The organism is Variovorax sp. SRS16 (genome assembly GCF_901827165.1).
Taxonomy (GTDB): Bacteria; Pseudomonadota; Gammaproteobacteria; order Burkholderiales; family Burkholderiaceae_C; genus Variovorax.
On the sequence record NZ_LR594666.1, the window covers coordinates 1,242,503 to 1,254,829 of the forward strand.

12 protein-coding genes are annotated in these 12,327 nt (G+C 68.7%); 3 read left to right on the plus strand and 9 right to left on the minus strand.

From position 1 onward, the window contains the following. The first annotated feature begins 3 nt into the window (after nucleotides 1-3). Nucleotides 4-1,749 carry a proline--tRNA ligase gene (locus E5P2_RS05995; RefSeq protein ID WP_162566235.1) on the plus strand — a complete coding sequence of 582 codons (1,746 nt, stop codon included), beginning with the start codon at nucleotides 4-6 and terminating at the stop codon, nucleotides 1,747-1,749. Then, on the plus strand, nucleotides 1,746-2,405 hold the full coding sequence (locus E5P2_RS06000) for a lytic transglycosylase domain-containing protein (RefSeq protein ID WP_162566236.1): 660 nt from the start codon (nucleotides 1,746-1,748) through the stop codon (nucleotides 2,403-2,405). Before E5P2_RS05995 ends, E5P2_RS06000 begins: the two co-directional genes overlap by 4 nt. A 14-nt stretch (nucleotides 2,406-2,419) precedes the next feature. Here the strand turns inward: E5P2_RS06000 and E5P2_RS06005 are convergent, their stop codons facing one another. The 6 genes from E5P2_RS06005 to hemA form a co-directional block, all read right to left on the minus strand. After that, nucleotides 2,420-3,415 carry an AAA family ATPase gene (locus E5P2_RS06005; protein ID WP_162566237.1) on the minus strand — a complete coding sequence of 332 codons (996 nt, stop codon included), beginning with the start codon at nucleotides 3,413-3,415 and terminating at the stop codon, nucleotides 2,420-2,422. Nucleotides 3,416-3,514: 99 nt separating this feature from the next. Beyond that, entirely contained in the window at nucleotides 3,515-4,021 is a 507-nt protein-coding gene (locus tag E5P2_RS06010; protein ID WP_162566238.1) for a cupin domain-containing protein, read from the minus strand. 11 nt (nucleotides 4,022-4,032) lie between these two features. Next, nucleotides 4,033-4,359 (minus strand): Grx4 family monothiol glutaredoxin, encoded by a 327-nt coding sequence (gene grxD / locus E5P2_RS06015; RefSeq protein WP_162566239.1) that lies wholly within the window; start codon nucleotides 4,357-4,359, stop codon nucleotides 4,033-4,035. A gap of 30 nt (nucleotides 4,360-4,389) precedes the next feature. After that, the gene (gene prmC, locus E5P2_RS06020) at nucleotides 4,390-5,241 is read right to left on the minus strand and encodes a peptide chain release factor N(5)-glutamine methyltransferase (protein ID WP_162566240.1); all 852 of its coding nucleotides are present in this window, start codon (nucleotides 5,239-5,241) and stop codon (nucleotides 4,390-4,392) included. After that, entirely contained in the window at nucleotides 5,241-6,329 is a 1,089-nt protein-coding gene (gene prfA / locus E5P2_RS06025; RefSeq protein WP_162566241.1) for a peptide chain release factor 1, read from the minus strand. The genes prmC and prfA overlap by 1 nt, the downstream gene beginning before the upstream one ends. An 89-nt stretch (nucleotides 6,330-6,418) precedes the next feature. Beyond that, the gene (gene hemA / locus E5P2_RS06030; protein ID WP_162566242.1) at nucleotides 6,419-7,690 is read right to left on the minus strand and encodes a glutamyl-tRNA reductase; all 1,272 of its coding nucleotides are present in this window, start codon (nucleotides 7,688-7,690) and stop codon (nucleotides 6,419-6,421) included. 104 nt (nucleotides 7,691-7,794) lie between these two features. Between hemA and E5P2_RS06035 the strand changes: the two genes are divergently transcribed. Then, a complete protein-coding gene (locus E5P2_RS06035) occupies nucleotides 7,795-8,073 on the plus strand; it encodes a hypothetical protein (RefSeq protein WP_162566243.1) in 279 nt (92 codons plus the stop codon). Here the strand turns inward: E5P2_RS06035 and E5P2_RS06040 are convergent. From E5P2_RS06040 to ugpC, 3 genes are all read right to left on the minus strand, one after another. After that, entirely contained in the window at nucleotides 8,070-10,511 is a 2,442-nt protein-coding gene (locus tag E5P2_RS06040; protein ID WP_162566244.1) for a DUF3772 domain-containing protein, read from the minus strand. The genes E5P2_RS06035 and E5P2_RS06040 overlap by 4 nt on opposite strands. Nucleotides 10,512-10,576: 65 nt before the next feature. Beyond that, entirely contained in the window at nucleotides 10,577-11,317 is a 741-nt protein-coding gene (gene ugpQ / locus E5P2_RS06045; RefSeq protein ID WP_162566245.1) for a glycerophosphodiester phosphodiesterase, read from the minus strand. Next, nucleotides 11,314-12,321 (minus strand): sn-glycerol-3-phosphate ABC transporter ATP-binding protein UgpC, encoded by a 1,008-nt coding sequence (gene ugpC / locus E5P2_RS06050; protein ID WP_162566246.1) that lies wholly within the window; start codon nucleotides 12,319-12,321, stop codon nucleotides 11,314-11,316. Before ugpC ends, ugpQ begins: the two co-directional genes overlap by 4 nt. Between the last annotated feature and the right edge of the window lie 6 nt (nucleotides 12,322-12,327).

The following is a 12,327-nucleotide window of genomic DNA, read 5'->3' on the forward strand; positions in this document are numbered from 1 at the left end:
CCGATGAAAGCTTCCCGATTCTTTATCTCCACCCTCAAGGAAGCGCCGGCCGATGCCGAGATCGCGAGCCACCGGCTCATGATGCGCGCCGGCATGATCAAGAAGCTCGGCACGGGCATCTACACCTACATGCCGATGGGGCTGCGGGTGATCCGCAAGGTCGAGGCGATCGTGCGCGAGGAAATGGACCGCGCCGGCGCGGTCGAGCTCGCGATGCCGGTGGTTCAACCGGCCGAGTTCTGGCAGGAGAGCGGCCGCTTCCAGAACTTCGGGCCCGAGCTCTTGCGCATCAAGGACCGCCACGAGCGCGACTTCATCGTGCAGCCGACCAGCGAAGAGGTGGTGACCGACATCGCGCGCCAGGACATCCGCAGCTACAAGCAGCTGCCGAAGAATTTCTATCAGATCCAGACCAAGTTCAGGGACGAGCGCCGGCCGCGCTTCGGCCTGATGCGCGGGCGCGAATTCATCATGAAGGACGCCTACAGCTTCGATCGCGACCTCGATGGCGCGAAAGCCAGCTACCAGGTGATGGCGGATGCCTACCGCAAGATCTTCGACCGCTTCGGCTTGCGCTACCGCGCCGTGGCGGCCGACAGCGGTGCGATCGGCGGTGACACGAGCCAGGAGTTTCAGGTCATCGCGGCGACCGGCGAGGATGCGATCGTCTACTGCCCCGACAGCGACTACGCGGCCAACATGGAAAAGGCCGAAGCGCTCGCGCCAGCCGGTCCGCGCGGCCCGGCGACCCGGGCGCTGACCAAGACGCCGACACCGGGCAAGAGCACCTGCGAAGACGTCGCGGCCCTGTTGGGCGTGCCGCTCTCGACCACCGTGAAGTCGCTCGTCCTCGCCACCGAGCTCATCGACGAAGCCGGTGCGGTCAAGGGCTCGCAGGTCTGGCTGCTGCTGGTGCGCGGCGACCATGACATGAACGAGATCAAGGTGAGCAAGGTGCCGGGCCTCGATCAGGGCTTCCGCTTCGCGACCGCCGCCGAGATCGAGGACCACTTCGGCTGCAAGCCCGGCTACCTCGGCCCGTTGAAGCTCAGGCGTCCGCTGAAGATCGTCGCCGACCGCGAGGTGGCGGTGATGGCCGACTGGATCTGCGGCGCCAACGAAGTCGACTTCCACATGACGGGTGTCAACTGGGGCCGCGACCTGCCCGAGCCCGATGCGGTGGCCGACCTGCGCAACGTGGTCGCGGGCGATGCCTCGCCCGACGGCAAGGGCCTCCTCGCGATCGAGCGTGGCATCGAGGTCGGGCACGTGTTCGTGCTCGGCACCAAGTACAGCAAGCCCATGAACGCGACCTTCCTCGACGAGGCCGGCAAGCCGCAGTTCCTCGAGATGGGCTGCTACGGCATCGGCATCACACGGCTGCCGGCGGCGGCGATCGAACAGAACCACGATGAGCGCGGCATCATCTGGCCCGATGCGATCGCGCCTTTCACCGTCGTCGTCTGTCCCATCGGCATGGACCGCAGCTCCGACGTCAAGACCGCTGCCGAGGCGTTGTACGAACAGCTGCTGGCCGCCGGCGTCGACGTGCTGCTCGACGATCGCGGCGAGCGTCCCGGCGCCATGTTCGCCGACTGGGAACTGATCGGCGTCCCGCACCGCGTGGTGATTTCCGACCGCGGCCTGAAGGAAGGCCAGCTCGAATACCAGCATCGGCGCGACGTGGCGGCGACCAAGGTGCCCGCGGGCGGCATCGCGGATTTCATCAGGGGCAGACTGTCCGCATGACCGCTGCGGCGCCGGACGGTGCGCGCCGCCTCTCACGGCGCTGGTGCCTTGGTGGCGTTGCCGCCGCCGCGCTCGGTGCCGCACTGCCGCGGCAGGCCCGCGCCGGCGCGCAGATCGAGGAGCCGCTGATCGATTCGGTGCGCTCCGCGCTCAGTTCGGCGATCCAGAACGGCGCGCCGCCGGTCCCCGAGTTCGGCAGCACCGAGGCGCGTCTCACCTACCTGCGCTGGCTGGGCGAGATGAGCGAACGGCTCAAGAAGAAACTGCCCGACTGGCCCACGCGCAAGGAATTCCTCCAGACCGTCTGGTACGAAAGCAAGCGCTCGGGCCTCGAGATCAGCCTGGTGCTCGGCCTGATCCAGGTCGAGAGCAACTTCCGCAAGTTCGCTGTGTCCAGTGCCGGCGCCCGCGGCTACATGCAGGTGATGCCTTTCTGGACACGCGTGATCGGCGACGGCGATCCGTCCAAGCTGTTCCACATGCAGACCAACCTGCGCTTCGGTTGTGTCATCCTGCGCCACTACCTCAACCAGGAGCAGGGCGACCTGTTCATGACGCTCGGTCGCTACAACGGCAGCCGCGGCAGGGCGCCTTACCCGGATGCGGTTTTCGCGAACCAGCGGCTCTGGGTCTTCAAGGATCGCCGGCCGGACTGACGGCCGGTCTTCGTCTATTGCATGAAGCCGATGCGGCTGCGCGCAGCGCCGGCCCGCGGCAGATCCTCCACCCGCACCTCGTCGCGGCCGGCCAGCCGCGCATTGCCGAAGCCGGTCATCAAGGCGCGGCGCATCTCGCGCGGCGCCAGCGTGGCCAGGTGGTCGAGCACGTCGGCCGAGGGCTCCTGCGCCAGCAGCCGGCCCCAATCGTGCTCGCCGCGGATCGATGCATAGAGCTGGCGCGCGATCTGCCGCGCGGCCTCGGGCGAGGGCGCATCGACCTCGAACACGTTCATGCGGTTCAGGATCGGCTCGGGGATGCCGCGTGCATCGTTCGCGGTCGTGATCCAGATCACCTGGCTGGCATCGATCGGCACTTCGGCGAACTCGTCGATGAAGGCATGCGCCGTGTCGTGCTCGAGCAGGTTGTAGAGCGCGCCGAGTGGGTCGTATTGCGCATCGGCGCCGGCCTTGTCGATCTCATCGATCACCATCACCGGGTTCGCGTACTGCCCGTCGACCAGCGCCTCGAACACCTTGCCCGGCTTGGCGCCCTTCCATTGCGACGACGCACCGGAAAGCAGCCAGCCGGCCGTCATCGAGCTCATCGGCACCAGCGACATGCCGGTGCCCAGCAGTTCGGCCAGCTTCTTCGCGAAGTGCGTCTTGCCGATGCCCGGCGGCCCGAGCAGCAGCATCGGCGTCACTTCGAGCCCGTCGCGACTGTCCTGTGCCAGCGCGACGTGGCGGCGCACGTCGTCCAGCACCTCGGTGAAGTTGGGCAGTTGCGCATAGAGCGCGGCCATTTCGGGCACGCCGCTCGGCTTGACCTGGAAGCGGTCGGGGCCGCGTTCGAGCATGCGCTCGTAAGTGGTGCGCAGGTGCTCGTGATCGCGCTCGGGCAGATGGGCAAGTTTGCGTTCGACGTCGTGGGTGCGGAACACGCTGCGCAGCTGGGCCACCGGCAGCTGGAACGACGAGGATGCGGGAACGAGACTGCGGGAATCCATGGACACCTCCGGCTTCGATCACTGGAACACAGCATAAGCCGTGCCTCGTGTCGGACGGTGTCTATGTTTTCTCGGTTTCGGCGTTTTGTCGCCGCCGGCTTACACGCCGCCGTGCGGATGTGTGGGGTCGACCCACAGCACCGACTCGGGCTTCTCGACCGGCTCGATGTCGAGATTGACCGCCACCGCCTCGCCATCGCTGCGGCACAGCACGCATTCGAGCGCCTCGGTCGCGCTGGCGTTGATCTCCTGGTGCGGCACATAGGGCGGCACGTAGATGAAATCGCCGGGCCCGGCCTCCGCGGTGAACTCCAGGTTGTCGCCCCAGCGCATGCGGGCGCGTCCGCGCACGACGTAGATCACCGATTCGAGCGGCCCATGGTGATGGGCGCCGGTCTTCGCATTGGCATGGATCGTCACCGTCCCGGCCCAGAGCTTCTGCGCGCCGACGCGCGCGAAGTTGATCGCCGCGGCGCGGTTCATGCCCGGCGTCTGGGCCGTGTTGGCGTCGAGCTGGCTGGCGGGAATCACGCGCACGCCATCGTGCTTCCACGCGGCGTCACCGTGGTCGTGCGCGTGGCCGTCATCGGCGTGGTCGTGGCTCATGAGCCCAACGATCAGGCCGGGCTGCCGTTCAGCATTTGTTGCAACTCGCCTGATTCGTACATTTCCATCAGGATGTCCGAGCCGCCGACGAACTCGCCCTTGACGTAGAGCTGCGGGATGGTCGGCCAGTTGCTGTATTCCTTGATGCCCTGGCGGATGCCGTCGTCCTCCAGCACATTGACGGTCTTGAGCGAGCGCGTATCGACGCCGACGGCCTTGAGGATCTGGATCGCGCGGCCCGAGAAACCGCACATCGGGAAGCTGGCGTTGCCCTTCATGAAGAGCACGAGGTCATTGGTTTTGACGAGGTCGTCGATGCGTTGCTGGGCGTCGGGCATGGGGACTCCTTGGAAATGGGCTTCGCGGCATTATTTCACCGAGCGCCGGATTCCGCCGGAACAGCGCGCGATGCCTGCCAGGTCGTTGCGGCTTTGGACTTTGGCGAAACCGTGCAGCGCGAGCAGGTTCCGCACGGCAGCGGCCTGGTCATGGCCGTGTTCGAGCAACAGCCAGCCGCCGTCCTTCAAATGACCGGGCGCCGCCTGCACGATGCGCCGGATGTCGTCCAGCCCGTCGATGCCCGACACCAGGGCCTGTGAGGGTTCGTGCATCAGGGCTGGCAGATGCGCATCTCCCGCCGCGATGTACGGCGGGTTCGAGACGATCAGGTCATACCCGGCATCGGCACCGGCCAGCCAGTTGCCTTCGATGAAGTGAACCGACAGACCGAGCCGCAGCGCATTGGCCCGCGCGACGGCCAGCGCGCCGGCGCTGGCATCGACGGCGCCGATCCGCGCATCGGCGCGCGCCGCGCCGATGGCCAGCGCGACCGCGCCGCTGCCCGTGCCCAGATCGAGCACCGAGGGCGCGGTCAGTCCGTCCAGGCACTGCAGCGCCCAGTCGACCAGCGTCTCGGTGTCGGGTCGGGGCACCAGCACGCGCGCATCGACCTGCAGCCGCAGTCCGTGAAACTCCTTTTCGCCGACCAGGTAGGCCACCGGCTCGCCGGCTGTGCGCCGGGCGCACAGCCGCGAAAAGGCGGGCCACACGGCATCGGACAGCGGATCGGTGTCATGCGCGATCAGCCATGCGCGCTCGTCTGCCGACCGGCCAAGCGCATGCAGCAGCAGCAGCTGGGCATCGAGCCGATCGAGGCCGAGAACGGCGGCCGCCGCCAGCATCTCGGCCGGCGTCGCCGGCGCAGGCGTGCCGGGCGTCATCACGCAGGCAGGCTGGCTTCCAGCTCGGCCAGCTGCTCGGCCTCGCGCGCGGACTGCAGCGCAGCCACCACGTCGCCGAGGTCGCCTTCCATGATCGCCAGCAGCTTGTAGAGCGTGAGGTTGATCCGGTGGTCCGTGAGCCGCCCCTGCGGGAAGTTGTAGGTGCGGATGCGGTCCGAGCGGTCACCGGTGCCGACCAGCCCCTTGCGCGTCGCCGCGTCCTTCGCGGCGCGCTCGCTGCGTTCCTTCTCCTGGATGCGCGCCGTCAGCACCTGCAGCGCCTTGGCCTTGTTGCGGTGCTGGCTGCGGTCGTCCTGGCATTCGGCGACGATGCCGGTCGGGATGTGCGTGATGCGCACCGCCGAATCGGTCTTGTTGATGTGCTGGCCGCCGGCGCCGCTGGCGCGGTAGGTGTCGATGCGCAGGTCGGCCGGATTGATCTGCACCGCCTGCGTTTCGTCGGGCTCGGCCAGCACGGCGACGGTGCAGGCGCTGGTGTGGATACGGCCCTGCGTCTCGGTGGCCGGCACGCGCTGGACCCGGTGGCCGCCCGATTCGAAGCGCAGCTTGCCGAACACCTCGTCGCCGACGATGCGCAGCACCACCTCCTTGTAGCCGCCGAGCTCGCTCGCACTCTCGCTCACGATCTCGCAGCGCCAGCCCGTGCGCTCGGCGTAGCGCGTGTACATGCGCAGCAGGTCGCCGGCGAACAGCGCCGACTCGTCGCCGCCGGTGCCGGCGCGGATCTCGAGGAAGGCATTGCGCGCATTGTCCGGGTCCTTCGGCAGCAGCAGGCGCTGGAGCTCATCCTCGAGCTGCAGCAGCTCGGCCTCGGCGCTCGCGATTTCCTCCTGCGCCATCTCGGCCATCTCGGGCTCGCCGAGCATCTCGCGCGCGCCTGCGAGGTCGCCCTCGCGCTGCACATAACGCGCGTAGCGGCCCGCGATCTGCGTCACCTCCGCATGCTCGCGCGAGATGGTCCGGTACTGCGCCATGTCGGACATGATGTCCTCGCGCGAGAGCAGGAAGTCGAGTTCGCCGAGGCGTTGCGCGTAGCGTTCGAGTTGATGACGAAGAAAAGGCTTCACGTGAAGAGGTGTTCGAGACTGAGACCGGACGCAGAAGCTGCGTCCACCGCATCCGGCAGCGCCGGGCGCCGGATTCGAGGCGAGCGTCGCTAACGCTCTTTGCGCAGGAAGAGGCGTGCGAGCGTCTCGGCCGTCTGCTTGCGCGCATCGGCGTCGCCCGCGTGCAGCTCGGCCATCGCGCCGTGCAGGATCTTCTGCGTCAGCCCGCGCGACAGCGCTTCGAGCACGGTGTCGATCGGCTCGCCCTTGGCAAGCAGCTTGCGCGCACGGGCCATTTCGGCGGCGCGCCATTCGTCGGTCTGGGCGTTGAGCTGCTGGATCAGCGGCACGGCGACGCGCTGGTCGAGCCAGTGCATGAAGCTCTGGACGCCGGCATCGATGATGACCTCGGCCTCGGCCACCGCCGCCTGGCGGCTCGCATGGCCCTGCTGCACGACCTGTGCGAGGTCGTCGACGGTGTAGAGGTAGATGTCCTCCAGCGCCTTCACCTCGGGCTCGATGTCGCGCGGCACCGCGAGGTCGACCATGAACATCGGGCGGTGCTTGCGCAGCTTCAGCGCGCGCTCGACCGCGCCGAGTCCGATCAGCGGCAGCGTGCTCGCCGTGCAGCTGACGACGATGTCGAACTCGGCCAGCCGTGCCGGCAGGTCGGCCAGCCGCATGGCTTCGCCGCCGAAGCGCGAGGCGAGCTTTTCGCCGCGCTCCAGCGTACGGTTGGCGATGACGATGGAGCGCGGCTGACGGGCCGCGAAATGGGTCGCCGCGAGGTCGATCATCTCGCCGGCGCCGATGAACAGCACGCGTGTCTCGCGCAGATCCTCGAACAGCTGGGCCGCGAGCCGCACGGCCGCGGCGGCCATGCTGATGGAATGGGCGCCGATCTCGGTGGCGGTGCGCACTTCCTTGGCGACGGCGAAGGAGCGCTGAAACAGCTGGTTCAGCGTGCTGCCCAGCGCGCCCGCGGTTTCGGCGGCGCGCACGGCATCCTTCATCTGGCCGAGGATCTGCGCTTCGCCCAGCACCATCGAATCGAGACCGCTGGCGACACGGAAGGCATGGCGCGCGGCCTGGTCGTCGTGCAGTGCGTAGGCATGCGAGCGCAGCAGCGCCGGCGTGACGCCGCCGCTCTGGGCCAGCCAGTCCACGGTGTGGTCGAGCGCGAGATGATCGGCGGCGCAGTAGATCTCGGTCCGGTTGCAGGTCGAGATGATCGCGGCCTCCACGGCCGGATGCCGATGGGCGCCGAAGGAATGGCGCAGGCTCTGCAGCGTCGGGGCGATCTGGTCGATGGCGAACGCGAAACGACCGCGCAGATCGAGCGGCGCGGTCGTGTGGTTCAAGCCGAGAGCCCAGACTGACATAACGCGTGATTATAAAATCAGCAGACGCATCCAGTCTTTCCGCGGCCGAATGGCCGTGGCCATGGCGGCGATAACCCTTGGTTGCCCTTTGGGCGACGCGCTCCATGGCCCTCCTGGACCTCATCGATCACCTGCTCAATTTCATCGCCCCGGCCTTCGCGGTCGGCTTCCTGTGCGCGCTGCTCGGCCGGCTCGCGATGCGCAAGGCGGCCGGCACGCCCGCGTGGTGGACGCAGGGCGCCATCAACTTCATCGTCGGGATCGTGGTGCTGGCGGCCGGGCTGATCGTCTTCGGCCATGACGGCAGGATGCTCACTTACGGCGCACTCGTCGCGGCCTGCGGCACCAGCCAGTGGCTCGTGGCCGGCGGCTGGCGGCGCTAGGGGGCGGGGCCCGGCATCACGGGATCGGCGGGCGGCGGCGCAGGCGGTGCGGGCGCCGGGGCCGCGGCATAAGCCGCCAGCGGCAGGTCGGCCGCATGCAGGCCGTCGATCATCGCGAAGAACAGGTCGCTGCGGATGCCCCCGGCGGCGCGCGGGCTCTGCACATAGGCGATCGCCTGGAAGATCAGGAAGCCGCCCTCGATGCCCTCGAGCGTGACCGAGGGCGCGGGCGTGGCCAGCACGCCGTCGTGCCCGGTGCAGGCCGCGAGCATCACCTCGCGCGTGCGGCCGGCGTCGGTGGTCAGCGGCATCGGCAGGCGGATCAGCACCCGGCCCTCGGCATTCGAGAGCGTCATGTTGCGCACGGTCTTGGTGATGAACTCCGAGTTGGGCACGATCAGCGTCGATCGGTCGCCCAGCTGGATTTCCGTGGCGCGTACGTTGATGCGCCGCACGTCGCCCTCGGCATTGCCCAGCACCACCCAGTCGCCGACCTTGACCGGCCGCTCCGCCAGCAGGATCAGCCCGGAGATGAAGTTCTGCACGATCGCCTGCAGGCCGAAGCCGATGCCGACCGAGAGCGCGCTCGCCACCCAGGCGATGCGCTCGATGCCGATGCCCAGCGCCGACAGCGAGACGGCGACCACCAGCACGCCGCCCGCGTAGCCGAGCAGCGTGGTGATCGAGTTGCGCATGCCCGGTTCGAGCGTGGTCTGCGGCAGGTAGCGCGTGTCCAGCCATCTCTTGAAGATCCGCAGCGCCAGCAGGCCGGCCACCAGTACCGCCATCGCGCTGAAGATCGCGCCGGGCACCAGCTCGAATTCGCCCACCTTCACACCCGCGCCGAACTTGCCGCTGCGCTGGAACACCTCGCCCGGGCTGGTGCCCAGCGGCGTCGCCAGCGCGATCACCATGTAGAAGAACAGCGCGAGCCGCGCCACGCCCGACAGCAGCACGGCGGCCTGGTCCAGCGTCTGCGGCGCCAGGCCGAAGCTCTTCTGAAGCCGCTGGCCGAAGCTGCTGCGCGACGAGACGACCGCCATGAACACGTCGTCGGCGAACTTGAACAGCAGGTAGAAGGCCGCGACGACGATGCCGGTCCATGTGAGCTGGCTGGCCAGGAAGCTCGCCAGCGCGACATAGCCGGTGCCCACCAGCACCCAGATCGCGACCAGCATCGCCGCCACAGCGCCCAGCAGCAGGCTCACCCACGTCGGGCGCTCCGGCGGCGGCTGGGCCGCGCCACCGGACGGTGCGGGCGTCGGTGCCGTTTCCGCCGTGGTCGCAGCCGCAGCGGCCCCGCGCGGCGCCCGCAGGCGCAGCAGCATCGCGCCGATCAGCGCGGTCAGCCCGAGCGCCGTGGCCACGTGCGTCGCAACGACGGCCGCGAAGCTGGCTTCGACCACTGCATTGACCTGCGCGGGGGCCCAGACCAGCGCCGCGATCAGCGCCGTCAGCCATGGAAAGGGCGCGAGTCGGGCCGCCATCGCATCGGCGATCGGCGGCAGCCGCCATGAGGGCCGCTGGTTGGACAGCAGCGCGCGGCCGAGGCCGACCACGAAGGCGATGAAGATGCTGGACTGCACCACGGCCTGCGCGAGCTTGCGCGTCTGCGGGCCCCAGACGCCATGCGCATCGAGCACCGCGTGGACGCCCTGCGCCGAGAGCCCGACCAGCACCACGTTGGTGATGACGATCGCGATCACCAGCAGCGAGCGGCGCAGCCGGCCGCCCGGCAGCAGCCGCGCGGCCAGCCCAACCAGCGCGCGTTCGGCCGCCCAGTTGCCGAAGAACGCAATCAGCAGCGCCACCCCGATGCTGGTCACCACGGCCACGCGGTGTGCGGGCTGGCTGGCGATGGCGATGCTCTTCTTCACTTCGGCATCGAGCGCCCGCAGGCGCGTCACGTCGCCGGCCCAGGCGTCGCCGATATCGCTCCAGAATTCCCGCCCCAGCGGCGACGGCGAGCGTTCGGTGAGCCTTGCCTCGAACAGCGCGCGGCGCTGGTCCAGCAGGTCGGCGCTGCGCTGCTGGACATCGACCGTGACCAGGCGTGCCAGCCGGATGTCGGCATCCAGCCCGTTGCGCTCCTTGGTCAGCGCGGCGCGCTGCCGCGTGATGTCCGGGTCTTCGGCCGTCGCGCCGCCGGCCGGCGCATTGCCCAACTCGCCGAGGCGCGCGTTGAGGTCGTTGAGTTCGACCGTGTGCGCGGCGACGAACTTGTCGGCCTGCCCGCCAATGGCCGTGAGTTGGGCGACCAGCGCGCGCACGTCGTCGTCGTTGTCGACGGCCTTCGGGATCTGGTCGAGCTGCGTGCGCAGATCGGCGACCGTCGGCTCGGGTGCGGTCGGGGAATCGGAGGCGCTGTCCTGGGCGAAGGCGGCGCTGCAAAGCACCGCGGCCAGCAGAAGGGCCACGAGACGGGGGAGCCAGCTCATGACTTCATCATAGAAGGCATGGGTGTTACACCATGCAAAGGCTCCTGGGGTGGGCCCGTGACGGCTCAGCCGGCCGGACTGAAGCGGTCGATCCGGTCGGTGATGAGGCCGTCGGTGCCGAGCGCGATCAGCCGCTGCGCGGCCCATTCGTCGTTGACGGTGTAGCTCAGGGTTCGCATGCCGGCCGCATGGACTTGCGCCACGTTGGAGGCATCCCAGAGCGCGTGATTGCAGACGATCGCCACGCAGCCGAGCGCCGCCGCGCTCTCGAGCCAGCCGGGCGTGAGCGTGTCCAGCAGCAGGCCGCGCGGCAGCTCGGGCCGGGCCTCCATCGCGCCGCGCAGCGACTCCGGCTGAAAGGAAGTCAACAGGGGCGGTGGCACTTTTGTCCCCGACCAGAGCCGTGCGCTGAGCTGTGCGACCGCCTCGCCGGTCTGCCGCTCGACGCTGGGCGTGGGCTTGATCTCGATGTTGAGCGCATGGGCGTTGGCCAGGCAGAAGCGGATCAGGCTTTCGAGGCTGGGAAGCCCCTCACCGGCAAAACGCCGCGAATGCCATGCGCCGGCGTCGAGCTGCGCCAGCTCGCCCCAGGAAAGATCGCCTGCCGTGCCGCGGCCATTGCTGGTGCGCTCCAGCGTGCTGTCGTGCAGAAGAAAAGGGATGCCGTCGGCGCTGAGCTTGGCATCGCATTCGAACATGCGATAGCCGTACTCGGCGCCGAGGCGGAAGGCCGCCAGCGTGTTCTCGGGCGCCAGCTTGCCGGCGCCGCGGTGCGCGATCCAGCGCGGATAGGGCCAGGGCGTCACGGATTTCGCTTGCCCGAGCCGGCGTCGAACCAGTGCAGCTTGTCCTGGCGCGCCGCGATCCGGATCGTGTCGCCGGCAGCCGGCGAGGCCTGGCTCTCGTCGGTGCGCATGATCAATTGCTCCTCGCCGATGCGGCCGTAGATCAGGCGCTCCGCGCCCAGCAGTTCGACGTACTCGACCTGCACCGACCAGCCATCGGCATCCAGCACCAGATGCTCGGGCCGGATGCCGAGGATGGCGCCGGGCCGCACGCCGGGCGCATTCCTGAGCAGGTTCATCGGCGGCGAGCCGATGAAGCTCGCGACGAAGGTGGTGGCCGGGCGCGAGTACACCTCCTCGGGCCTGCCGAACTGGTCCATCACGCCGGCGTTCATCACGATGATGCGCTGCGCCAGCGTCATCGCCTCGACCTGGTCGTGCGTGACGAAGAGCGAGGTGATGCCGAGCTCGCGGTGCAGCTTCTGGATCTCCAGGCGCGTCTGCGCGCGCAGCTTGGCGTCGAGGTTGGACAGCGGCTCGTCGAACAGGAACACCTGCGGCTGGCGCACGATCGCGCGGCCCATCGCCACGCGCTGGCGCTGGCCGCCGGAGAGCTCGCGCGGCTTGCGCTCGAGCAGGTGGCCGAGCTCGAGGATCTTGGCCGCCTTGTCGACGCGCGTCTTGATCTCGGGCACCGGCACCTTGGCGATCTTCAGGCCGTAGGCCATGTTGGCGAACACGGTCATGTGCGGATAGAGCGCGTAGTTCTGGAACACCATCGCGATGTCGCGCTCGGCCGGCTCGAGGTTGTTGACCAGCCGGTCCCTGATGTAGATCTCGCCGGCGCTGATTTCCTCCAGGCCGGCCACCATGCGCAGCAGCGTCGACTTGCCGCAGCCCGAGGGCCCGACGATCACGACGAACTCGCCGGTGTTGACCTCGGCGCTGACGCCGTGGATGACCTGGTTCGCCTTCGGCCCCTGGCCGTAGCGCTTGATGACGTTGCGTAGTGAGAGGGCTGCCATAGTCTT